Raw genomic sequence first — 21,620 nt, 5'->3', positions numbered from 1 at the left:
CACCCAGATCGTGCACAGCGTGCTGGATCACCGCTGCCCCATCGAGCAGGCCGAGCAGTGGTACGCCGCGCTGCACCTGCATGACGTGGCTGTGCGCTTCGTGCGCTTTCCCGGCGAAAACCACGAGCTTTCGCGCTCGGGGCGCCCGGATCGCCGCCTGACCCGGCTGCGCGAGTACCTGAACTGGCTGGGGCGCTGGCTGTCTGACGATGCCGACCGAGCGCTGATGTGAGTTTTGCGGACTTGATAAGGTTGCGTCTAACATCTACACCGTTCAGTTCCAGTTCTGGAGAACCTATGAAGAAAACAGCACTTTCCCTTTCGGTGTTTGCGGCCCTGGCCCTGGGCCACTCGGCGCAGGCCGCCACCTCGGTCAAAATCGCCACCCTCAGCCCGCTGTCGGGCAGCAACAGCAACATGGGGGCGCAGGTTAAAAACGGCGCTCAGCTGGCCGTCAACGAGATGAAGGCAACGTTTGCCAAAGCGGGCATGACCCTCTCGCTGACCGCCTATGACGACCAGGCCGACCCCGCCACCGGCACCGCCGCCGCCCGCCGCATCGCCGCCGACAAACTGATTCTGGGTCTGGTCGGCACGGTGAACAGCGGCGTGGTTATTCCGGCCAGCGCCGCCCTGGCCCCCAGCCACGTCACGGTGGTCAGCCCGCTGAACGTAAGTGAAGCAGTCACTGACCGGGGCCTGAAAAACGTCAACCGCATCTGCGCCCGTAACGACGCCCAGGGGCCTGCGGGGGCCGAATTCGTGCTCAAGACGCTGGGAGCCAAGAAGGTTTACGTGCTCAACGACAAGACCCCCTACGGCCAGGGCCTGTCTGACCAGGCCGAGAAGACCCTCAAGGCAGCGGGCGCGAACATCGTGCAGAGCGAAGGCGTGGGGGCCGACGAGCGCGACTTCACGGCGCTGGTCACCAAGATTCAGACCCTTAAACCGGACGCCATTTACTTCGGGGGCATGTACGGCCAGGTGGCGCTGTTCGCCAAGCAGCTGCGCGACAAGGGCATCGCCACCCCGATTGTCGGCGGCGACGGCTACGACAGCGAAGACCTCGAAAAACTGGCTGGAACCGGTGCGAACGACATCTACTTCACGAGCATCGCGCCCTTGCCCAGCGCCGTGCCTGCGGCCAAAACGCTGGCGACCAACTTCCAGAAGACCTTCGGCACCAATATCCAGGGCTTCGGCGTCATGTCTTACGACGCGACCAGGGTGCTGCTTCAGGGCATCCTGAACGCTTCCAAACTGGCGGGCAACAAGGTGCCGACCCGCGCCCAGGTCGAAACCAGTGTCCGCAGTAGCAGCTACACCGGCCTCACCACCGGTGACGTTAAATTCGATAAGAACGGCGACCGCATGAACACTAAGCTGTACGTGTTCGCCATCAAGAACGGCAAGCGCAGCATGGCCAGTTCCGTCAATGTTATCCGCAAGTAATCGCTGATCTCTCACGTCTTTTTCCCCGGAGGATTTATGAAAAAAGGAACCGTATCTAACATTACCCTGCCTCTCGCCGTCCTGACCAGCCTGACTCTGGGAAGCGCTCAGGCGGCCACCAGCGTCAAGATCGCCACCATCACGCCGCTCTCGGGCCAGAACAGCAACCTGGGCATCCAGATTAAAAACAGCGTGCAGTTGGCCGTCAACGAGATGAAGCCCGAATTTGCCAAGCTGGGCATGAACCTGTCGCTGGTGGGCTACGACGACCAGGGCGACCCCGCCACCGGTACGGCCCAGGCCCGCCGCGTGGCTGCCGACAAGACCGTACTCGGCGTGATCGGGGCGCTGCAAAGCGGGGTTTCGATTCCGGCCAGTGCAGCGCTTGCTCCCAGTCACGTGGTCATGATCAGCCCCTCGAACACGGCGGGCAAAGTCACCGACCGTGGACTGAAGAACATGAACCGCGTGTGCGCCCGTGACGACGCCCAGGGGCCAGCCGGGGGCGACTTCGTGGTCAAGAACCTGAAGGCCAAAAAGGTGTACGTGCTGAACGACAAGACCCCTTACGGGCAGGGTCTGGCCGACGAGGCCGAAAAGACCATGAAGGCCGCTGGAGCCACCATCGTGCAGTCTGAGGGGATCGATAGCGCCGAACGCGACTTCACGGCCCTTATCACCAAGATTCAGACGCTCAAGCCCGACGCGCTCTACTTCGGGGGCATCTACGGGCAGGCAGGCCCCCTCGCCAAGCAGCTGCGCGACAAGGGCGTGACCATTCCGCTGGTAGGCGGCGACGGTTTTGACAGCGACGACATGATCAAGCTGGCAGACACAGGAGCCAACAACATCTTCTTCACGACGGTCGCCCCGCCGCTCGACGCCGCGCCGACGGCCAAAGCACTGGCCGCCAGCTACCAAAAGACCTTTGGCAGCGAAATCCAGGGCTTCGGCATTATGAGCTACGACGCTGCAAAAGTTGTGTTGCAGGGCATGTTGAACGCAGCCCGGGCCAACGGCAACAAGGCCCCGACCCGCGCCCAGGTCGAAACCAGCGTGCGCAGCGGCACCTTCAAGAACCTGGTCACCGGCGAGGTGGCCTTCGACAGAAATGGCGACCGTAAGAGCGCCAAAATGTACGTGATCGCCGTGAAAAACGGGGTGCGTTCGACCGCCGGAACGCTGAACGTGATTCGCAAGTAAAGCCAACTGCTCCAGAGGACTTCATTTAGAGCAGTTCTCCGGATGATGGGCACGTCGGAACAACACCGCCCTCCCCTTCATGCTACGTCCTGCTCTTTCTTTTTCACTCGTTCCACTCGGCAAGTCCCGATAAGCCCCCGCCCACGCTGGCAGGGGTTTTTCCTTATGGGTAGCGCCCGCCGTCCTGGACAAAACGGCGGCGGTACACAGGCTGTCCACAGCCCTCCGCGCCTACACGGGCTGCCGTCTGTTTCGTTAAGGAACTCTTGTTTGCTTTTGCCGGACTCCCCGGGCCACAGACGCGCTAGCCTGCCCGCATGTTGACGTTTGCGGAAGCGGCCCGCCGTCCCGAGCCGGAGGTGGGGGCGGAACTCGCGCAGCTGGCCGCTCACGGCGCACATGGCATGTTAGTTCCGGCTGCTTTCGAGGAAGCGTATTACCTCAATTTCAACCTGCCCGAGCAACTTGGGCGGCTGTTTTCCGGAATCAACCCGGCCCGCATCAACGAGGACACGCTGGAAGGGCTGTGCGAGCAGGCGCAACAGCTGGTGCGAACTAGCGTGCTGATAAACGACGCCGTGCAGCTGTTCTACCGGGCGCTGGGGAATGCCGGGCTGAATACCGGCACCGTGCATGCCCGCCGCCCCGGCACGCGGTACGCCGAGGAAGCCGCCCACGTCATTCCGCCCGGCACCGCTGCCCTGCACGCGGTCAAACGGCTGTGGGGCCGCGACTGGAGCTTCGAGCAGGTGCTGGCGCGGCTGGATAACACCGGGGGAATCGGAATCGAGGCGCGGCCTACCCTGCTGCTGGCTGGCCCACCTGGGCAGCCCGACGCGGCCCTGGCCCGCGAATACGGCGTGCAGACCGCGCTGGTCAACCATACGGGACTGGTCGGGCTGCCCGAATGACCGACACGCAGAACGCGGCGGTCTACCGGCCCCTACTGTTCGCGGCGCTGGGCACTCTGGTCTTTCTGAACGTGTACGCGCCCCAGAGCCTGTTGCCGCTGCTGGCACGCGAATTTCACGCGGGCGCGGCCCAGGTCGGCGCGGTCATCGGGGCCACCATGCTAGCCATGGCGCTGGCCTCGCCGCTGGTCGGGGTGCTGGCCGACGCGGTGGGGCGGCGGCGCACGGTGATCTGGGCCTTCGCGCTACTGAGCCTTCCGGCGGTGCTGGCAGTGTTCGCCCACAACCTGCCGTGGCTCACCGCCGTGCGCTTTTTGCAGGGTCTGTTCATTCCGGGCGTGATGGTCGCGCTGAACGCCTACGTCGCCGAGGAGGTGCCGCTGACCGGGAGGGCGCGGGCGCTGACCTCCTACGTCACGGGCACGGTGCTGGGCGGCTTTCTGGGGCGCTTTCTGGCCGGGCTGGTCGCCCACTGGAGCAGCTGGCACGGCGCGTTCTGGATGCTGGCCCTGTCCTCACTGGCCGGGTTTTTTCTGGCGCGGCAGCTGCCGCAGGAGCACGCTTTTTATCCCAGCAGCAGTCCACGGGCCATCTTGGGACACCTGCAAGACCATGGCCGCAACCGGGGACTGCTCGCCACCTGCGGGGTGGGATTTTTGATCTTGTTTACGCTGGTGGGGGTGTTCAACACGCTGACGCTGCGGCTGGCTGACGCGCCGTATCACCTGAACACCGCCCAGACCGGGCTAATGTTCGCCGTCTACCTGCTGGGTGTGGTCGTTACGCCGAGCGCTGGCCCACTGCTGGCGGCGCGTGGCCCGCGTGTGGCCCTGCTGAGCGCCGTGACCGCCAGCGTGCTGGGGCTGCTGCTGACGCTGGCGGCCCCGCTTCCCCTGGTTATCGCCGGGGTGGCGGCGGGGGCGTGCGGGGTGTTCCTGTCGCAGTCGGCAGCGCTGGCCGCCGTGCAGCGCAGTGTGACACAGGCCCGCAGCCTGGCGACGGGCCTGTATCACCTCGCCTACTACAGCGGCGCCGCCGTCTCCAGTGTAGTTTCGGGACACGTCTACGAGGCTGGCGGCTGGCCCGCCGTGGTTTGGCTGGTGGTCGGCAGCATGGTGCTGGCGGGCATGATCGGTACGCTGGGGTGGCGGCAGGTCAAATCGGTCTGAACCGCGCCGCACCAGGGTAGAGGAACAGGATGCTAACGTGCAGGCATGAACCACCAGCAGCTTACGGAGCCGGGGGCGTATCCGGGCCTGAAGGTTACCCTGCATGACGATGGGATTCTGGAAATCGTCATCGATAACCAGCAGACCCTCAACAGCGTGGATCAGCGCGGACACCAGTCACTAGCTGGTATCTGGCGCGACATAGACGCGGCGGCGGGCGTGCGCTGCGTGCTGATCCGGGGCGAGGGGCGCGGCTTTTCCTCGGGGGGCGACTTTGAACTGATCGAGGAGATGGCCGCCGATTTCACGGCCCTCACGCGGGTCTGGAAGGAAGCCCGCGACCTCGTGTACAACGTCATCAACTGTGGCAAGCCCATCGTCAGCGCCATTCATGGCCCCTGCGTGGGGGCAGGGCTGGCCGTGGCGCTGCTTTCCGACGTGAGCATCGCCGCCCGCAGTGCCAGGATTCTCGACGGACACGTGCAACTGGGCGTGGCGGCGGGCGATCACGCCGCGATCATCTGGCCGCTGCTGTGCGGGCTGAACAAGGCCAAATACCACCTGCTGACCGGCGAACCCGTGACTGGCGAGGAAGCCGAGCGCATCGGACTGGTCAGCCTATGCGTGCCTGACGAGGAACTGCTGGAACGCGCCTGGACGGTGGCCCGCAAACTGGCGGCGGGCAGCCCGAGCGCCGTGCGCTGGACCAAATACGCCCTGAACAACTGGCTGCGGGCGATGGGGCCGACCTTTGATGCGTCGCTGGCGCTGGAATTCCTGGGGTTCACCGGGCCGGATATTCACGAGGGGCTGGCCGCAAAACGCGAGAAGCGGGCGCCGAGGTTCGCAGACGACGCGCCGCTCTGAGGGCCAGTCTTTTCCCTGTTCGGGTAAACTGGAACGAAATGACTGCGCGCACGCTTTCGCCTTCTGCCGAGGATTATCTCAAGCACCTTTATGTGCTGGGGCAAAGCGGTAAGGTCAGCACCCAGGCCCTGGCCGACGCCCTGGAGGTGGCCCCCGCCAGCGTGACCGGGATGCTGCGTAAGCTGACCGAGCAGGGGCTGGTGTCACATGTGCCGTACCAGGGGGCGCAACTGACGGCCCAGGGCGAGCAGGTTGCGCTGGAAGTCGTGCGCCACCACCGCCTGCTGGAACTGTTCTTGCACCGCGCCCTGGGAGTGCCGCTGGACGAGGTTCACGAGGAAGCCGAGCGGCTCGAACATGCCCTGAGTGAGAAGCTAGAAGCCCGCATCGCCGCGTGGCTGGGCGACCCGACCCACGACCCGCACGGCGACCCGATTCCGACCATAGACGGCGAGCTACCTGTGCGCGCCGAGCGGCGGCTCTCACAACTGGCGGTGGGCGACAGTGGCCGAGTGGTGCGCGTGCCCGACGCCGATCTGGTGCAACTGCGGGCACTGATGGCCGCCGGGCTGACCCCCGGTACGCCGCTGCGGGTGCTGAGTGTAGACACGGCGCTAGGCACCCTGACCGTGCAGGTGGACTACCACCCGCTGACGCTTTCGCTCACCGTGTCGGCGCAGGTGCAGATCGATTCGGCGGCGGCCAGTACGGACGCGCCCGAGTCAGCGGTTTGACCCCGCCCCGCCCCGACTGGCGCGGCGAACTCCGCGCCGCGTGGCTGGCCCTGACCTTTCTGACCACGCTGCCACTGCCCCACCTGCCGCAACTGCGCGGCGGAGACTTTGCCCGCGCCAGTGGGTACTATCCGCTGGCCGGGTACGCGGTGGGGGGGCTGGTGTCGCTGGCGCTGTGGCTGCCACTCCCACTGCCCGCCGGGGTTCACGGGGCGCTGGCGCTGGGCGGCTGGCTACTGCTGACAGGGATGCTGCATTTCGACGGCCTGGTGGACAGTGCCGACGCCCTGTTCGCCATGAAGTCCCCCGAACAGCGGCTGGATATTTTGCGTGACGTTCATGTCGGGGCTTTCGGGCTGGCGACGGGTACGCTGACGCTGCTGACCTTCTGGAGCCTGCTGAGTGCGCCGCTGCCCACGTTCGCGCCCCTGATCGCGGCAGTGGCGGGGCGCACCTTACTGCTGCTGCCCATGCAGCTGTATCCGGCGGCGCGACGGGCTTCGCCGGAAATGGCCTTAGCGGGAACCGCCTCACCCGGAACCACATCACTGGGAGCCAGTTCACGCGGGGGCAAGCGCGAGGCGCTGGTGGCGCTGGTGCTGGCCCTGCCCACGTTGCTGCTGCCGGGTGCCTGGGCCGCGTGGCTGGCGGCGTTGGTCACAGTGTTGCTGCTGGCCCGCTTTGCCGCCGCCCGCCTGGGAGGTGGTCTAAATGGGGACACATACGGCATGATCGTCACTGTGACCGAACTTGCCGCGCTGTGTGCCCTGGCCTGGGGCCTGCCTACTGGGGGAGCGGCGTGACGCTGACGCTGCATCTGGTGCGCCACGCGCCGACCGCGTCCAATGCCGAGCGCCGTTATCCCCTGCCCGGCGAAGACGCGCCCCTGGCCCCACGGGGCGAAGCCCTGGCCCGCGCCCTAAAACTGCCACCCGGAGCCGTGGCTTTCAGTTCACCCAGTCGGCGGGCAAGGCAGACCGCGCTGCTGGCCGGGTTTCCGGCTGCCACGCCTACTCCAGCGCTCGCTGAAGTCAACTTTGGTGTGATGGCTGGGCGCACCTGGACCGAGTTGGAGCGCACCTACGCCAACTTGCCGTGGCACTGGACACGGGCGCTGTCGAATCCCACGCTAGAATTCGGGCCGCCCGGTGGCGAAACGGGGAAAGCCTTTCACCAGCGCGTAGACCAGTGGCTACGTGAACTGCCCGGTGACCACGAGATCGTGGCCTTTACGCACGCCGGGCCGCTGCACGCCGCGCTGCGCCTAACGGTGGGCACCAGGGCCGCCGAAACCCCGCCCTGCACCGTGGTGACCCTCCGGCGGACGGAAGGCGAGTGGACGCTGGCGGGGCTGGGGCAGCCGCAATAGGCAGCTGGATTGTCCAATGAGCCTGGACAGGGCTGCACTGTGTAGAACTGCACTGTGTAGCACTGCACAGGGCTGAGCTGGGGCTGGGCCACGCCGGGCACAGGTGCTACCCTGGCTTGACCTGAGTCTGGGGAAACCCAGTAGGAGATTCCGGCACTGGGATCATGGCACTGGGCTTCCAGCACTGGTGCGCGGCGGTAGGGCGGCCTATATGCGCTGGTCAGTCCCGAATGCCTCTCAGGAACGCGGCCCTGCCTGTGTCTGGGCGGGGCCGCACCTCTCGCTGAACAACAGGGCCAGGCATGAGGGCACGCCGAGTGCATAAAAAGCGCGCGCCGCCTGCGCTGGCCCCAGGCCGGAAGCGGGTTTTTTTGACCGTGCGCCCGCTGACCGAGCCTTCCTTTTTTGCACGCCGGAGCTACTTATGCGCCTTAATCCACTACTTGTTCAGCCACTACTTGTTCTTGCCGCTCTCACCAGCGTTTCGCAGGCCACCGCCGCCCGGTACCCGCTGACCGTCACCGACGACCTAGGCCGCCAGATCACCCTGAACAGCGAACCGAAAAAAATCATTGCCATGCTGCCCTCACACACCGAAACCCTGTTTGCCATCGGTGCAGGCCGCCAGGTGGTCGCGGTAGATAGATTCAGCAACGCGCCCAGCGCCGCCGCCAGACTGCCCAGGGTCGGCACGGCCTTTCAGCCCGACCTGGAAAGCATTCTGGCCCTAAAGCCCGATCTGGTGCTGGCCGACGATTCCAGAACGTCTAAACTGACGGGGAAGCTGGAAGCAGCGGGCCTGACGGTCTACGGAGGCAGCGCCCAGACCTACAACGACGTGTTTAGCAAAATTGCGATGCTGGGCAAGCTGACCAACCACGACACCTGGGCCACGCGCCTGATCACGTCCATGCGCTCCGAGCTGGGCACGCTGCAAAAATCGGTGATCGGCAGGCCCAAAATCAGCGTGTACTACGAGGTCGACCCGGCCCCGTACTCGGTGGGGCCAAATTCGTTTATCGGCGTGCTGCTGCAAAAGGCGGGCGGGCAGACGATTGTTCCGGCCAAACTGGGCGACTTTCCGAAAATCGACCCCGAGCTGATCGTCAAGGCCAACCCGCAGGTCATTATTGGGCTGACGCTGGACGAGGCGAAAAAACGCCCCGGTTGGAGCAATATCAGCGCCGTAAAAACGGGCCGGGTCTACAAGGCCAGCAGCGAAGAAAACGACGCCATCGTGCGTCCTGGGCCGCGTCTGCCGCAGGCCCTGCGAACACTGATTCGTATGATTCATCCTGAGGCCCTGAAATGAGCGAACACACCGACGAACTTACCCGCCAGCGCCGCGAAACCGCCATGCGGGAGCTGGCCGAGCAGCGCGAAAACCACAAAAAAGCCGGGGGCCTCAGCCGGGGGCGGCGCGGGCTGCTGATTGTGAACACGGGCAACGGCAAGGGCAAAACTACAGCCGCGCTGGGGCTGATGCTGCGGGCGCACGGGCGGGGTCTACGCACCCAACTGTTTCAGTTCATCAAGCACGAGAACGCCAAATTCGGTGAGCACCGCGCCCTCGACGCGCTGGGCGTGCCCTACGCAGGTCTGGGCGACGGCTTCACTTGGCGCTCACGCGACCTCGAAACCTCGGCAGAACTGGCCGCGCACGGCTGGGCGCTGGCCCGCGCCGCCATCGAATCGGGTGACTACGACCTGATCGTGCTCGACGAGTTCACGTATCCCCTCAAGCACGGTTGGGTGCCCTGGCCCGAGGTCGAGGCCGTGCTAAAGGCCAGAAACCCCGACCTGCACGTGGTCGTTACCGGGCGCTACGCCCTGCCCGAGCTGATCGAACTGGCCGACACCGTCAGCGAAATAACCGCCGTCAAACACGCCTACGCTGCCGGAATCGGGGCGCAGGCGGGCATCGAGCACTAGAGATGACGCCGGGGACAATGCGCCGTTTCGTGCTGGCCGCGCCGCATTCGGGCAGCGGCAAAACCACGGTGGCCGCGCTGCTGTGCCTCGCGTTCCGGGCACGCGGGCTGCGGGTACAGCCGTTCAAGTTGGGGCCGGATTACCTCGACCCCACCCACCTGAGCCGCGCGGCGGGGCAGCCTGCCCGCAATCTGGACAGCTTTTTGCTGCCACCAGAGCGGGTGCGCGAACTGTTCACCCGCGCGGCCCACAGCGCCGACCTGTGCATCATCGAGGGCGTCATGGGACTATATGACGGACGCGACCCAGCCAGTGACGAACATTCCACCGCCGACCTTGCGCGGCTGCTGGGTGCCCCAGTGGTGCTGGTGATCGACGCGCACGGCATGGCCCGCACCGTGGCGGCGGTCGCGGCGGGGCTGCGCGACTTTGGGTTGCGCGACTCTGGGTTGCGCGACTTTGGGCAGGGCAGCCGGGTGGCGGGCGTGATTCTGAACCGGGTGGGCAGTGTCCGGCACGCCGAACTGTGCGAAACGGCGCTGGCGCAGGTCGGGCTGCCGGTGCTGGGCTTTGTGCTGCGGGGCGAGGCGCTGCATTTGCCCTCACGCCACCTGGGGCTTCTGAGTGCCGAGCAGGCGACCTGGGATGAGGCGGCGGCGCTCCAGGCAGCTGAACATCTGCGGCTAGACGACCTGTTGGTGGTGGCGGCGGAAGGTGAACATGCCCCGGAGCAGCGTCCGGTCGTGCCCGCCTCTAGTCACGCCACAATCGCCTACGCTCACGACGAAGCCTTTCACTTCTACTACCCCGACGCACTCGACGAGTTGCGGCTGGCGGGCGCAGAACTTATTCCATTTAGCCCGCTGAATGACCCCCACTTGCCCGCAGGTGTGGGCGGCTTGCTGCTGGGCGGCGGCTATCCCGAAGCGCACGCGGCGGCGCTGGCGGCCAACAAGTCCATGCGCCGCAGCATCCGCGAATTTGCCGCCTCGGGCCGCCCGGTGGTGGGCGAGTGCGGCGGCCTGATGTACCTGGGCGAGTCGCTGGAAGACCTGGACGGCGCACCGCATGAGATGTGCGGCGTGATTCCGTACCGCACCCGCATGTCGGGCCGCCTGAGCCTGGGCTACCGCGACGCCGAAGCGCTGGCCGACTCGCCCCTGCTGCCCGCTGGCACGCCGATTCGCGGGCACGAATTTCACTACAGCACGCTGACGCACGCGCCGACCCACCCGGCCTACCGCTGGGCGGCCCCCGGCGGCGCGGAAGTGCTCGAAGGCTACGCACAGGGCAACGTGCTGGCAAGTTATCTGCACCTGCACTACGGCGGGTTTCCGGCGGTGGCGCGGCGGCTGGTGGAAAGGTGTCAAAACGGGTAGGCTCAGGGTGGAATTGTCTCCGTTTCGAGTCGTTGACGTTATACCCCAGGCTCAAATGCCGTTTGCTTTCGGGGGGAGCGATCAGGAAGTGAGGCCGCGTTTTTCCTTCAGTTTGCGTAGCCGCTCTAACTGCTCATTGCTGCCGACCGTGAGTTGGCTGTTCAGTCGTATCTCGTTTTCGAGTGCGGTCGTCTTGCGAGCTTCTAGCCAGTTAAGGATGAGGAACAGCACTTTGTCGCGGTCAAGGTCGTTGAGCAACTCGTGGTATCCGCCGGGAACCGGGTGAATCGTCTTATCGGCTGAACCCATCGAGTCGAACAGCTTGGGTAGACCATGCATATCGCTGACGCGGTCGTCGGTGCCATAAATAATCAAGGTGGGGACTACCCATTCCGAGTACCTTGGCATCATCTGCTGCGTTGTCCTCAGGATGCTGGCGCCCGTTTTCATGGAGATGTTTCCTATACGCATTTGTGGGTCATTCAGGTAAGCGTCCAATTCTGCGGGAATACGGGTCAGGCCTTCAGTGACGAGCGGTGTGACACTCGCCTTCGGGATAAGGCGAGAGACAACTGGAATCAGGCTTTGGACCACTTTGGAAAAATTCTGCCCTGCGGTCAGTCCGGGACTCGTCATGATGACCCCAGATAAACCGCTTTGATCCTCGAAAACACTCTTCGCGGCAAAGACGCAGCCAGCGCTATGGGCAAAGAGGTAAAGGGGCAGATCAGGAAATTTGGCTTTCAGTGCCCACCTTGCCGTTAGGTTGTCGTGTACCTGCTCGGTAGCGTCCAGGGCATAAGGGTCGCCCGGCGAGTTGCCGTGTCCACGTAGGTCAAAGGAGTAGACGCTGTACCCCGCCTTGTTCAGGGCTGGGATAAGGCCGTTGTAATGCTCGTAGTAACGGTAAGCGTATTCAGCCAGCGCGTGAGTGAGCAGGATCATCCCAGCGGGCTGCTCAACCTCCCAAGCGTAGCCAGCGACAGGGGCTCCTGGGATGGTCCACTTTGAGGAGGTTGGCATAACAGCAGCATAAGGATCTAAACTGACAGTCTTGGCACAAGCAGGTGACTTGTCAGCCTGGAGTAGACCCGGCAGAGTGGTTAAGCCTCGTTGTATCTGATTAGCAGCTGAGACTAATCAGGACGTAGATAGGATTCTGACCTCGCAGCCGAGCCGTCTCCACGACCGACCTGACGCGCCTATCCGTTCGACTCAGCAGACGGGTGAGCCTTCCCCAGATCAGTCCCCCGCGAAACCGGAACTGCCTTGCTGTCATTTTGTCTTGCCGAAAGTGGCGAGTTCAGTCACCGCCGGTTTCTCTGTTATGCCTTGAGCTTACCTATTCCAGCCCTGAAAGATGGGCCGCTCATCAGATACGAGTTGACACGCCGCAGCAGGCCGCCGTTAGACTTATCCCATGCGCCAGAACGTTGCTGGAACTTCACCCTGGGAAACTACTGTCGGATATTCCCGAGCGGTGCGGGTCGGAAATGTCGTGCAGGTCGCTGGAACAACAGCCACGGTAGCAGGGGAGGTGGTTGGGATAGACAACGCCTACGAGCAAACCCGCGTGGCACTGGGCATCATTGCTGAAGCTCTAGCTCAGGCTGGGGCTGGGTTGGAACATGTGGTGCGTACCCGTATGTATGTCACTGATATTTCGCGCTGGGAGCAAGTCGGACGGGCGCATGGCGAAGTTTTTGGGCACATCCGCCCCGCCGCCACACTGGTGCAGGTCGCTGCTCTTATTGATCCACTGCACCTAGTAGAAATTGAGGCCGAAGCGGTGATGGCCTGAACTCTAAACGCTCCGTCATTCTCCTGGCCCTTGCTCTGGACGCACTGGGCGAACCCCCGGCCCGTTTTCATCCGGTGATTTACATGGGCCATTACCTGGGCTGGGCGCGGAAAAGCTGGCGAGGTCTTACGCCCCGGTGGCAGCTGTCCGAAGGCGCGGCGAGCTGGGCACTGGGCGCTGGGCTGGCGGCGGGCACAGGGCACGCGGCGTCCGGTCTGCCCTGGTGGGTGCAGGGCACGCTGCTCAAGCCGCTGCTGGCGCGTAAGGCACTCTTTGACGCGGTGGGCGAGGTGGCAACGGCCCTGGAACGCGGCGACCTGCCCGGAGCCCGCCGACTGCTAAGCTGGCATCTGGTCAGCCGGGAAACCTCCGAACTGAGCGCTACGGAGGTGGCGGGCGCCGCAATCGAAAGCCTCGCGGAGAACCTGTCGGACAGCGTGGTCGCGCCGTTGCTGGCTTACCGTGTGGGCGGGCTGGGGCTGGCCGCCGCCTACCGCCTGACCAACACAGCCGACGCCATGTGGGGCTACCGCACGCCCGAACTGGAATGGGCGGGCAAGGCCGCAGCGCGGGCCGACGACCTGCTGAACCTCGCCCCGGCGCGGCTGACGGCGCTGTGTACCCTGGCCGCTAGCCGGGGCAAAGGCTGGCGCGTTTGGGCGCGGAACAGACGTAACACGGCCAGTCCAAATGCTGGGCATCCGATGGCGGCTTTTGCAGGAGCTTTAGATGTGAGACTCGACAAGCGCGGCATGTATGTGCTGAATGCTGCCGGGCGCGAACCGGACGCGGCGCAGGTGCGGCGGGCGCTGGCGCTGGCGTGGCGGGCAGTTGCAGTGGCGGCGCTGGTGGTGCTAAATGTCTGACCTGCTCCCCCCCCTGCTGCCCCGCGCCACACACGGCGGCCCCTCGGCTGCCGCGTTCACGGGGCTGGACTTCAGCGTCAACTGCAATCCTTACGGCCCAAATCCGGTGTTGCTAAACGCCATCAAAACTGCCGACCACGCCCACTACCCCGACCCGGCGTATCTGGACGTGCGACAAAAGCTGGCCGACTGGCACGGGGTACAGCCGGAAAATGTAACTCTCAGCGTGGGGGCGTCCGACCTGCTTCACCGCAGCGCCCGCGCCTTTCTGCCTCCTGGGGAGGTGCTCCTGAGTCTGCACGCCCCCTTTGGCGAACTGAGCCGCGCCGCGCAACTCCAGCGGGCCGAAATCCGCGTGGTAGACAAACTCCCGGCACAGTTGCCGCCGGGCACCCGGCTGGTGTACGTCGGGCAACCGCATAACCCGACAGGCCGCAGCCTGAGCGCTGGCGAAGTGCAGGCCCTGGCCGACGCCTGCGCCGCCGCGAACGCCCTGCTCGTACTGGATTTAGCCTACGCGCCGTTCGTTGAGGTTCCCATCATCCATCATCCATCATCCATTGCCCTGTATTCTCCTGGCAAAGCGCACGGTCTGGTCGGGGCGCGACCCGCCTACGCGCTCACCAGCACAGAAATCGGGGCGCGGCTGGAGAATCTGGCCCCCGCGTGGCACCTTCCGGCGGGAACGGCGGCGGCCCTGGCCGCGTTGCCCGAAGCCCAGACCTTTCTGGCCGAAACTCTGCCGCAAGTTCGGCGGGGCGCCCTGGCATTAGCCACAGCTTTGCGCGAATTTGGCCCCGTGGAACATAATGGCACGCCCTATATGACGCTGGAAGTCGCAGACGCCCAGCGAGTAGCACGGGAATTATGGGCGCTGGGTATCAGGGTGCGCGACTGCGCCAGCTACGGCTTTCCGGGTCGCGTCCGGGTCAGCACGCAGGGGGCGGCGGACGCTCGCCTGATGGCCGCGCTGCGGGAGGTGTGGTATGGGTAGAGCCATTATGATTCAGGGCTGCACCAGTAACGCGGGCAAGTCGTATCTGTGCGCCGCGCTTTGCCGCATCCTGGCCGACGAGGGGCTGCGGGTCGCACCATTCAAGGCCCAGAACATGAGTAACAACGCCGGAGTTACCCCGGACGGTTTAGAGATGGGCCGCGCCCAACTGGTGCAGGCCCGCGCCGCCAGAGTCACACCCGACGTGCGAATGAATCCCGTGCTGCTTAAGCCCGAGGCCGACACCCGCTCGCAGGTGGTGCTGCTGGGACGCGCCGACCCCGAGCTGACTGCGCTGCCCTGGCGTGAGCGCAAGCCGCAGCTATGGCCGCACGTCCAGACCGCTCTGCATAGCCTGCTGCACGAGTTCGACGTGGTCGTCATTGAGGGCGCAGGCAGCCCCGCCGAGGTCAACTTGCGTGAGACCGACATCGTGAATATGCGGGTGGCGCACGAAGCGCAGGCCGCCGTGCTGCTGGCCGCCGACATTGACCGGGGCGGCGCATTCGCCCACCTGCTGGGAACGTGGTACTGCCTGATTCCCGAGGAAAGGGCGCTACTACGCGGCTTTATCCTCAACCGGTTTCGCGGAGACGCGCGGCTGCTTGCGCCCGCGCCCACGTGGTTGCAGCAGCAGACCGGTGTGCCGACCGTAGGCGTGGTGCCCTGGCTAAATATCCCTTTGCCCGAGGAAGATGGCGTGGCGGTGGAGGCTTCATCAGTCGTCACCCACGATTCATCACCGGGTTTTGTGGCGATTGCCCGCCTGCCCCGCGTCTCCAACTTCGACGAGTTCGCGCCGCTAGGCGAGGTAGCCCGCTGGGTGTCTACGCCCGCCGACCTGGACGGAGCGCGGGCGGTCATTTTGCCCGGCAGCAAAAGCACCGGCTCGGATTTGGCGTGGCTGCGCTCGACTGGGCTGGCGGGGGCCATTTCGCGCCTCGCCGCGCAGGGTATTCCCGTGCTGGGCGTGTGCGGCGGCTTACAGATGCTGGGACTCGAAATCTCCGACCCACAGGGCGTAGAGGGTAGCGGCCATGTTCCGGGGCTGGGATTACTCAACCTGCGAACCGAATTTGCGCCCGAAAAAACCACGCTTCAGACGACCTTCACCGACGCCGAGACGGGCTTTACGCTGGACGGCTACGAAATCCACCACGGGCAAACTGCGAAGGGGTCAGGCGTGCAGGAGCTTGCGCCGGGGCTGCTGTGGCGGCAGGGCAACGTGCGCGGCACCTACCTTCACGGCATTCTGGAAAATCCGGCCTATCTGGAAGCGTTTCTGGGCTGGGCGGGGTTGCCTGTACCCGCTGGCCTGGATTCGCTCGACGCCCGTCTGGACGCCATCGCCGCGCAGGTCAGGGCCAGCCTGGACTGGAACCTGATACGGAGCTGGCTGTAATGGGCCGCCTGATTTTTGTCACTGGCGGCGCACGCAGCGGCAAAAGCAGCTACGCCGAGCAACTGGCCGCACACAGTGGGAAGGGGCAAACCGCGCAGGCGGTCACCTATCTGGCAACCGCCGTCCCCTTCGACGACGAGATGAAAGACCGCGTCGGGCGGCACCAGTCTGAGCGCCCCGCCGACTGGCTGACCGTCGAGGAAGCTGTCAACGTTGCCCAGGCCGCGCAGCAGGTGCAGACGCCCGTGCTGCTGCTCGACTGCCTCAGCGTGTGGGTAAACAACCTGATGTACCACGACTTCAGTGATGGGCAGGTGCTGGACGCCGCCGCCGAACTGGTCAGCGTCGCCAGAAACCGCGCGGGCACGACCATCTGCGTGACCAATGAAGTGGGCTTGGGTATTGTGCCCGGCAACGCCCTCTCGCGGCGTTACCGCGACGTGCTCGGCTGGGTCAATCAGCGGGTAGCCGGGGCCAGCGACGAGGCGTACCTGCTGGTCAGCGGAATACCGCTGAAGCTGAAGTAGGGCCATGAACGTCCTGGGCCTGTTGCTGACGCTCTCGCTGGTCGTCGTTGGCGGCCTGTGCTGGGGCTGGCTTTCTAGAGACGGCCCCGGCTGGGCGGGCTTCGCGTTGCCGCTGGCGCTGCTGCTGGACATGGTTTTCTGTCTGCTAGCCCGCAGGCACAGGGCGAATCCGAACGTCTGCAAGCCCCCGACCCGGCCCAGGCTGATGCCGAAGACTACGGCGCATCATCTGGGGTTGCGGGCACTGCTGGACGGCGGCCTGCTGCTTTTCGTGCTGTAGCACCTCGCGCGTTTCGCCCTATCCTGAACATCATGTCCAACTCGCTGTCCGAACTTCTTCAGAACATCAAACCCGCCGACGCCGCCACCATGTCCCGCGCCCGTGAGCGCCAGGCCCAACTGACCAAACCCGCCGGGGCGCTGGGCGACCTCGAAGAGATTTCGGTGCGGCTGGCAGGCGTCTTCGGCCACGAGCAACCCCATCCGCAGGGGGTGGCGGTCATCGTAGCGGCTGCCGACCATGGCGTGGCACAAAGCGGCGTCAGCGCCTTCCCGCCCGAGGTCACGCCCGCGATGGTCGCCAACTTTTTGGCCGAAACCCCCGCCGGGCCGGGTGGAGCCGCCGTCAACGCCATCGCCCGCACGGTGGGCGCGAGGGTGTATGTGATGGACGCCGGAGTCAATGCCGACCTGCCCGACCATCCCCGGCTGATTAAGGCCGCTGTCCGCAAGGGAACGCGCAATCTGAAGTCCGAAGCGGCCATGACGCGCGGGGAAACAGAGGCGCTGATTCTGGCGGGCGCGGCGCTGGCACGGCAGGCCATCGAGGACGGGGCCGACCTGCTGATTCCCGGCGAAATGGGCATCGGCAACACCACCCCGGCGGCGGCTATTACTGCGCGAATGCTAACACTCGATCCGGCAGAAGTGACCGGGCGCGGCACGGGCGTAGACGACGAGCGGCTGGCCCACAAGGTCGCCGTGGTGCGGGGGGCGCTGGCTCGCACCGCCACCACCGACCCGCTGGACGTGCTGACCGAGTTTGGGGGCTACGAGATCGCCGCCATGCTGGGCGTGATGCTCCAGGCGGCAGCGAGTGGTAAGGCCATTATTCTGGACGGCTTTGTAGAGGGCAGTGCGGCGCTGGTGGGCGTGGCCTTGGCCCCGGCCCTGCGCGACCACCTGTTCGCGGCGGGCGAGTGCGCCGAGATCGGCCACGCAGCGCAACTGGCGCACCTGGAATTGACCCCGATGTTCAAACTCGGCCTGCGGCTGGGCGAGGGCACCGGCGGCGTGCTGGCAGCTCCGTTGCTGCTCTCGGCGGCGGCCACCCTACGCGAGATGCAGACCTTCGCCGAGGCGGGCGTACCGGGAGCCTGAATCCGGCAAACGGTCGCAGAAGTCGGGGTCAGCAAAAATCCTTGCAGGAGTCGGCCAGCGAATTGGTCGAGGACAGAGCAGGCAGCCAGGGCGGGCCACCAGGCCGGATCAGCCTGGCCCCAGCACCACGCCCGTCAGCAGGTTCAGCGGGCACAGCCGCAGCACTTCACGCACCTGCCCTGCGGTCACGGCGGTATACCGCGCGGCCAGTTCCTCGGTCGTGCGGACTTCGCCCACGGCCAGATACTCCATGCCCAGCGTAAACAGACGGCCCTGCGGCGCTTCGGCGCGCAGCAGCGTGCCCACGGCGGCCTTGCGGGCGGCGCGGCGCACGGCGGTGTCGGTGATCAGCGCCTCGGCTCCGGCCATTACCTTGCGGTAGGCAGCCAGCACCGTCTCCAGCCGCTCGGGGTCACAGGAAAACCCCCCCTCGAACACGCCCGTATCGCGGTAATCGAGGTGAACCAGATCGGCGCTGTCGGTCAGGCCGGTATCGACCAGCGCCCAGTACAGCGCTCCGTTTTCACCACCGATCAGGTCGGCCAAAATCGCGGCGGCCTCACGCAGAGGATGGCGCGTGCCCAGGCCCGGAGTGGCGAACGCCGCCTGCACGCGGGTCAGCCCCGGATCGAGCAAGCGCCGCAGGGTGCCGGGGTGGGCAGGCACCGCAGGCGAAATCACCGGATTGGCCTCTGCCACCGCCCAGGACACCAGTTCGCGCCCGGCCCAGGCCAGCACCTGAGCCTCATTAAAGGCCCCGACCACAGCCAGCGTGACCTGACCCGCGCCGTAACGCTCCTGCCAGTTGCGCCGCAACACGTCGCGTGACAGCGCCGCAACTGTCTCTGGCGTGCCCAGCACCTGATGCCCCAGCGGATGAGCGCCCCAGTAGTCGGCCCGCAGCGCGTCCATAACCCGCACGCTGGGCTGCTCAGCGTACATGGCGATTTCTTCCAGAATGACCTGCCGCTCGGGTTCGATGTCAGCGGGGCGCAGGGCCGGGCGCATCAGCTCGGTCAGCGTGCCAAGCAACTCGCCCGTGCATTCGGGCAAAGCCGCCGCGTGATACACGGTGGCTTCCTCACTGGTAAAGGCGTTGGACTGCCCGCCCAGATCGTCCAGCCGCTCATTAAGAGCCTGCGAAGGCAGGGCCTCGCTACCCTTGAACATCAGGTGTTCGAGAAAGTGGCTCACGCCCATTTCGCTGCTCTGCTCGTCCCGCGCCCCGGTATTCACGAAGTAACCCGCCGCCACTGTCTGGGCTGCCGGATCGCTTTCGAGCAGCAGGGTCAGGCCGTTGGGTAGGCGGTGCTCCGGCGGGCTGTCCTCTGGCTGGGCGCGCCGGGTCACGCCTGCACCTGTTGCCGCTGCGGGGACTGAAGTTCTGCCCCTGGCCCCAGCGTGACCTGGGTGGCGTCTTGAAGTGGGGTGTACCGCCTTAAAAAGGCATTGACCTGACCGGGGGTCAGGGCGTCGATTTCGGCTCGCAGCCCCGAGACGCCGCGTACCCGTCCGAACAGGGTTAGGTCGCGGGTCAGGGCATGGGCACGTCCGCGCAGGCTTTCGCCGCCGAACACCACACTGGCACTGAGGCCCGCGTGGGCACGGCGAAATTCATCGTCGCTTAAGCCCGCGCTCAGGCGCTCCAGTTCAGCGCGAACGACCTGCAACGTCTCGGGGGCGCGGTCGGGCGTGCTGCCCGCATACACACTGAGAAAGCCCTGCCCCCCCAGCACGGTAGGCGAGGCGCTGACCGAATACGCCAGCCCGCGTTCCTCGCGCACCGCCATAAACAGTCGACTGCTGCTGCCGCCCGAAAGTGCAGTGAGGGCCAGTTGCCACGCCAGCCAGTCGGGGCTGCGCGGGTCCACTCCGGGGGCCGTTAGCGTCAGGTGAGTCTGCTCGCCGTCGGGATACGGCAGGTGCGCCCGCCCGCCAGGGGCGAACCGCGCCGGAACCTGCACGTCTTGCCCGCTGCGCCAGCCCGCAAAAGTGCGCTGGGCGAGGGCCAGCACGTCTTCTTCCGGGAGGTCGGCCACGATGCCCAGCACGCTGCCCGCCTGCCCATACTGCTCCAGATGCCTGTGCAGACTGGCCGCGCTGATCTGCGCCAGCCCGTCCAGGGTGCCGCTGGTGGGGTGCGCGTAGCCTGAACCTGGATCGCCCGGCGCGTGGGTAAACGCCAGGGCGCGGGACTTCAGGGCCAGCAGATCAGTCGGGCTGTCGTCCAGGCTTTCAAGGTCCTGGCGAGCCAGATCAAGCAGGGTGGGCAGGTCGCTCTGGGGAAGCACGGGGCGCGTCCAGACATCGGCCACCAGTTCAAGGGCAGCGGGCAGGTCGGCCAGCAGGCCACTGGCCCCAGTACGGGTAGCCTCGGGGCCGACGCCTCCACTGCGGCGCACGCCCAGATCGTCGAAGGCGTCTTGCAACTGCCGCGAGTCTCGCCCGCCTGCCCCCCGGAAGAGCCACTCTTCGAGCACCGCCGCCGAACCTTCCTGGCCGCGTGGGTCATGGGCGCTGCCCACCGGCACGCGCAGGTCGAACGCAAAACCGGGTCCGGGGCGGCGCTCGAACGCTACGCGCAGCCCCCCTTCCAATGTCCAGAGTGTTGCCGTTTGGCAAAGCATTAGCGGAGTGTACGCCACTGCGTCAGGGCCGCGCAGTGATGTTGCACCTGCGCCGCCAACCTGACCGGAACTTAATGCTCTGTAGGCTGCTTACCTCTGTGTGACGTACAGGGGCTAGGCTGAGAGTGTTATGAAAAAGACTTTAAGACTGACCCTGCCCATAGTCCTGCTGTCGGCCATTCTGAGTGCCTGTAGCAGCGGCAACCAGACCGATACGATCAACCCCACCGTGAGCCTGAGCACTATCAGCGGCACGGTCACTCAGCCGGGAACGGTGACGTTGCAGGCCACTGCCAGTGACAACAAGAGTGTCAAGGAAGTCGATTTCTACGTCGATAACGTGCTGGTGCAGGCTGTGACCACGCCTACGAACGGCGTCTATCAGACCCCCTACACCTGGCAGGCCCGCCAGAACGGCGCCCATATTGTCAAAGCCGTTGCCGTGGACAGCAGCAACAACCGCAGCACCGACGCCACCCAGCAGGTCAATGTCAACATCGTGGTCGATACGGTCAAGCCAGTGGTCACCATCAGCGTACCCAGTACCATCACCACGGCTGGAACCTACAACGTGACTGTCACGGCGAGTGACAATGTAGGTGTCGTAGCCCTTACTGGGACACTGACCTTACCCAACGGTATGAGCGTCCCCCTGTCCAACCTCAGTACGTCCGGCGGCACGGTAGCCCTACCGGTCACCGCCGCCTACAACGGCACCTCGACCCTTACCGTAACGGCCACCGACGCCGCAGGCAACCAGACCACCCAGACGCAACAGGTCGTCGTGAATATTCCCTAAGGACAACGTACTTTTTACGATCTTCGCTTCGCTCGATTAATCTCAAGATTAGAGCATTTTGCAAAAAGATGGTGCTCTTTTTACCATCTTTTGGCCGACTGCAACAAGTGAAACAGAAAAAGCCGTTCTCCGAGGCTGTCTGAGGCCCTAACCATGGGAAATGTTTTAGGCTTTAACGGTGGAACGCGCAGCTTACCCTAGCGACCTC

The 21,620-nt window shown here is 65.2% G+C and carries 23 protein-coding genes; 20 read left to right on the top strand and 3 right to left on the bottom strand.

The features are described 5' to 3' along the window. From QZ269_RS07185 to QZ269_RS07130, 12 genes are all read left to right on the top strand, one after another. Nucleotides 1–232, top strand: a 232-nt coding sequence (locus tag QZ269_RS07185) for a prolyl oligopeptidase family serine peptidase (RefSeq protein WP_291425800.1), incomplete at its 5' end; no start/stop codon positions are given. Nucleotides 233–297: 65 nt separating this feature from the next. Next, the gene (locus QZ269_RS07180) at nt 298–1,452 is read left to right on the top strand and encodes a branched-chain amino acid ABC transporter substrate-binding protein (protein ID WP_291425797.1); all 1,155 of its coding nucleotides are present in this window, start codon (nt 298–300) and stop codon (nt 1,450–1,452) included. Between the two features lie 36 nt (nt 1,453–1,488). Next, on the top strand, nt 1,489–2,655 hold the full coding sequence (locus QZ269_RS07175) for a branched-chain amino acid ABC transporter substrate-binding protein (RefSeq protein WP_291425795.1): 1,167 nt from the start codon (nt 1,489–1,491) through the stop codon (nt 2,653–2,655). 317 nt (nt 2,656–2,972) lie between these two features. Beyond that, nucleotides 2,973–3,566: a hypothetical protein gene (locus QZ269_RS07170; RefSeq protein WP_291425793.1), complete on the top strand. Its 594-nt coding sequence runs from the start codon at nt 2,973–2,975 to the stop codon at nt 3,564–3,566. Beyond that, a complete protein-coding gene (locus QZ269_RS07165; protein ID WP_291425792.1) occupies nt 3,563–4,735 on the top strand; it encodes an MFS transporter in 1,173 nt (390 codons plus the stop codon). The genes QZ269_RS07170 and QZ269_RS07165 overlap by 4 nt, the downstream gene beginning before the upstream one ends. Before the next feature lie 45 nt (nt 4,736–4,780). After that, a complete protein-coding gene (locus tag QZ269_RS07160) occupies nt 4,781–5,602 on the top strand; it encodes an enoyl-CoA hydratase/isomerase family protein (protein ID WP_291425790.1) in 822 nt (273 codons plus the stop codon). Between the two features lie 38 nt (nt 5,603–5,640). Continuing rightward, entirely contained in the window at nt 5,641–6,336 is a 696-nt protein-coding gene (locus QZ269_RS07155) for a metal-dependent transcriptional regulator (RefSeq protein WP_291425788.1), read from the top strand. Further along, nucleotides 6,333–7,139, top strand: a complete 807-nt coding sequence (locus QZ269_RS07150; RefSeq protein WP_291425786.1) for an adenosylcobinamide-GDP ribazoletransferase — start codon at nt 6,333–6,335, stop codon at nt 7,137–7,139. The genes QZ269_RS07155 and QZ269_RS07150 overlap by 4 nt, the downstream gene beginning before the upstream one ends. Next, nucleotides 7,136–7,705 (top strand): histidine phosphatase family protein, encoded by a 570-nt coding sequence (locus tag QZ269_RS07145; RefSeq protein ID WP_291425784.1) that lies wholly within the window; start codon nt 7,136–7,138, stop codon nt 7,703–7,705. Before QZ269_RS07150 ends, QZ269_RS07145 begins: the two co-directional genes overlap by 4 nt. Before the next feature lie 424 nt (nt 7,706–8,129). Beyond that, the gene (locus QZ269_RS07140; protein WP_291425782.1) at nt 8,130–9,017 is read left to right on the top strand and encodes an ABC transporter substrate-binding protein; all 888 of its coding nucleotides are present in this window, start codon (nt 8,130–8,132) and stop codon (nt 9,015–9,017) included. Beyond that, nucleotides 9,014–9,637: a cob(I)yrinic acid a,c-diamide adenosyltransferase gene (cobO, locus tag QZ269_RS07135; protein ID WP_291425780.1), complete on the top strand. Its 624-nt coding sequence runs from the start codon at nt 9,014–9,016 to the stop codon at nt 9,635–9,637. The genes QZ269_RS07140 and cobO overlap by 4 nt, the downstream gene beginning before the upstream one ends. A gap of 2 nt (nt 9,638–9,639) precedes the next feature. Further along, on the top strand, nt 9,640–11,016 hold the full coding sequence (locus QZ269_RS07130; protein ID WP_291425778.1) for a cobyrinate a,c-diamide synthase: 1,377 nt from the start codon (nt 9,640–9,642) through the stop codon (nt 11,014–11,016). Nucleotides 11,017–11,097: 81 nt separating this feature from the next. On the opposite strand, the gene QZ269_RS07125 is transcribed toward QZ269_RS07130, so the two are convergent. Then, nucleotides 11,098–12,039 (bottom strand): alpha/beta fold hydrolase, encoded by a 942-nt coding sequence (locus QZ269_RS07125; RefSeq protein WP_291425776.1) that lies wholly within the window; start codon nt 12,037–12,039, stop codon nt 11,098–11,100. Between the two features lie 397 nt (nt 12,040–12,436). Here QZ269_RS07125 and QZ269_RS07120 point away from each other — a divergent pair, with 397 nt between their 5' ends. From QZ269_RS07120 to cobT, 7 genes are read left to right on the top strand one after another with little or no spacing between them, the layout of a single operon-like run. Further along, a complete protein-coding gene (locus QZ269_RS07120) occupies nt 12,437–12,817 on the top strand; it encodes a RidA family protein (RefSeq protein ID WP_291425774.1) in 381 nt (126 codons plus the stop codon). Next, nucleotides 12,814–13,683 carry a CobD/CbiB family cobalamin biosynthesis protein gene (locus QZ269_RS07115; RefSeq protein WP_291425802.1) on the top strand — a complete coding sequence of 290 codons (870 nt, stop codon included), beginning with the start codon at nt 12,814–12,816 and terminating at the stop codon, nt 13,681–13,683. Before QZ269_RS07120 ends, QZ269_RS07115 begins: the two co-directional genes overlap by 4 nt. Continuing rightward, nucleotides 13,676–14,677, top strand: coding sequence for an aminotransferase class I/II-fold pyridoxal phosphate-dependent enzyme (locus tag QZ269_RS07110; protein ID WP_291425772.1), 1,002 nt, complete (start codon nt 13,676–13,678; stop codon nt 14,675–14,677). The genes QZ269_RS07115 and QZ269_RS07110 overlap by 8 nt, the downstream gene beginning before the upstream one ends. Continuing rightward, nucleotides 14,670–16,079 carry a cobyric acid synthase gene (locus QZ269_RS07105; RefSeq protein ID WP_291425770.1) on the top strand — a complete coding sequence of 470 codons (1,410 nt, stop codon included), beginning with the start codon at nt 14,670–14,672 and terminating at the stop codon, nt 16,077–16,079. Before QZ269_RS07110 ends, QZ269_RS07105 begins: the two co-directional genes overlap by 8 nt. After that, nucleotides 16,079–16,606 (top strand): bifunctional adenosylcobinamide kinase/adenosylcobinamide-phosphate guanylyltransferase, encoded by a 528-nt coding sequence (gene cobU, locus QZ269_RS07100; protein ID WP_291425768.1) that lies wholly within the window; start codon nt 16,079–16,081, stop codon nt 16,604–16,606. The genes QZ269_RS07105 and cobU overlap by 1 nt, the downstream gene beginning before the upstream one ends. A 4-nt stretch (nt 16,607–16,610) precedes the next feature. Continuing rightward, nucleotides 16,611–16,886 carry a hypothetical protein gene (locus tag QZ269_RS07095; RefSeq protein WP_291425766.1) on the top strand — a complete coding sequence of 92 codons (276 nt, stop codon included), beginning with the start codon at nt 16,611–16,613 and terminating at the stop codon, nt 16,884–16,886. Between the two features lie 32 nt (nt 16,887–16,918). Further along, nucleotides 16,919–17,986, top strand: a complete 1,068-nt coding sequence (gene cobT, locus QZ269_RS07090) for a nicotinate-nucleotide--dimethylbenzimidazole phosphoribosyltransferase (protein WP_291425764.1) — start codon at nt 16,919–16,921, stop codon at nt 17,984–17,986. Between the two features lie 108 nt (nt 17,987–18,094). Here cobT and QZ269_RS07085 read toward each other — a convergent pair whose 3' ends face one another. Together QZ269_RS07085 and QZ269_RS07080 are read right to left on the bottom strand one after the other, a co-directional pair. Next, nucleotides 18,095–19,336: a pitrilysin family protein gene (locus QZ269_RS07085; protein ID WP_291425762.1), complete on the bottom strand. Its 1,242-nt coding sequence runs from the start codon at nt 19,334–19,336 to the stop codon at nt 18,095–18,097. Beyond that, nucleotides 19,333–20,613: a pitrilysin family protein gene (locus tag QZ269_RS07080; protein WP_291425760.1), complete on the bottom strand. Its 1,281-nt coding sequence runs from the start codon at nt 20,611–20,613 to the stop codon at nt 19,333–19,335. The genes QZ269_RS07085 and QZ269_RS07080 overlap by 4 nt, the downstream gene beginning before the upstream one ends. Nucleotides 20,614–20,743: 130 nt before the next feature. Between QZ269_RS07080 and QZ269_RS07075 the strand changes: the two genes are divergently transcribed. After that, nucleotides 20,744–21,412 (top strand): Ig-like domain-containing protein, encoded by a 669-nt coding sequence (locus tag QZ269_RS07075; RefSeq protein WP_291425758.1) that lies wholly within the window; start codon nt 20,744–20,746, stop codon nt 21,410–21,412. The last annotated feature ends 208 nt before the right edge of the window (nt 21,413–21,620 follow it).

Origin of the sequence: Deinococcus sp. (assembly GCF_018260405.1) — a bacterium.
Taxonomy (GTDB): domain Bacteria; phylum Deinococcota; class Deinococci; order Deinococcales; family Deinococcaceae; genus Deinococcus.
The sequence above is the reverse complement of the archived record's forward strand: the minus strand, read 5'-3'. Positions and strand labels throughout refer to the sequence as shown.

Coding starts and splice junctions, on each gene's coding strand:
- QZ269_RS07080 (WP_291425760.1), bottom strand. CDS start 20,613: ATGCTTTGCCAAACGGCAACACTCTGGACATTGGAAGGGGGGCTGCGC.
- QZ269_RS07125 (WP_291425776.1), bottom strand. CDS start 12,039: ATGCCAACCTCCTCAAAGTGGACCATCCCAGGAGCCCCTGTCGCTGGC.
- QZ269_RS07095 (WP_291425766.1), top strand. CDS start 16,611: ATGAACGTCCTGGGCCTGTTGCTGACGCTCTCGCTGGTCGTCGTTGGC.
- QZ269_RS07170 (WP_291425793.1), top strand. CDS start 2,973: ATGTTGACGTTTGCGGAAGCGGCCCGCCGTCCCGAGCCGGAGGTGGGG.
- QZ269_RS07155 (WP_291425788.1), top strand. CDS start 5,641: ATGACTGCGCGCACGCTTTCGCCTTCTGCCGAGGATTATCTCAAGCAC.
- QZ269_RS07165 (WP_291425792.1), top strand. CDS start 3,563: ATGACCGACACGCAGAACGCGGCGGTCTACCGGCCCCTACTGTTCGCG.
- QZ269_RS07120 (WP_291425774.1), top strand. CDS start 12,437: ATGCGCCAGAACGTTGCTGGAACTTCACCCTGGGAAACTACTGTCGGA.
- cobU (WP_291425768.1), top strand. CDS start 16,079: ATGGGCCGCCTGATTTTTGTCACTGGCGGCGCACGCAGCGGCAAAAGC.
- QZ269_RS07105 (WP_291425770.1), top strand. CDS start 14,670: ATGGGTAGAGCCATTATGATTCAGGGCTGCACCAGTAACGCGGGCAAG.
- QZ269_RS07075 (WP_291425758.1), top strand. CDS start 20,744: ATGAAAAAGACTTTAAGACTGACCCTGCCCATAGTCCTGCTGTCGGCC.
- QZ269_RS07110 (WP_291425772.1), top strand. CDS start 13,676: ATGTCTGACCTGCTCCCCCCCCTGCTGCCCCGCGCCACACACGGCGGC.
- cobO (WP_291425780.1), top strand. CDS start 9,014: ATGAGCGAACACACCGACGAACTTACCCGCCAGCGCCGCGAAACCGCC.
- cobT (WP_291425764.1), top strand. CDS start 16,919: ATGTCCAACTCGCTGTCCGAACTTCTTCAGAACATCAAACCCGCCGAC.
- QZ269_RS07180 (WP_291425797.1), top strand. CDS start 298: ATGAAGAAAACAGCACTTTCCCTTTCGGTGTTTGCGGCCCTGGCCCTG.
- QZ269_RS07130 (WP_291425778.1), top strand. CDS start 9,640: ATGACGCCGGGGACAATGCGCCGTTTCGTGCTGGCCGCGCCGCATTCG.
- QZ269_RS07140 (WP_291425782.1), top strand. CDS start 8,130: ATGCGCCTTAATCCACTACTTGTTCAGCCACTACTTGTTCTTGCCGCT.
- QZ269_RS07160 (WP_291425790.1), top strand. CDS start 4,781: ATGAACCACCAGCAGCTTACGGAGCCGGGGGCGTATCCGGGCCTGAAG.
- QZ269_RS07175 (WP_291425795.1), top strand. CDS start 1,489: ATGAAAAAAGGAACCGTATCTAACATTACCCTGCCTCTCGCCGTCCTG.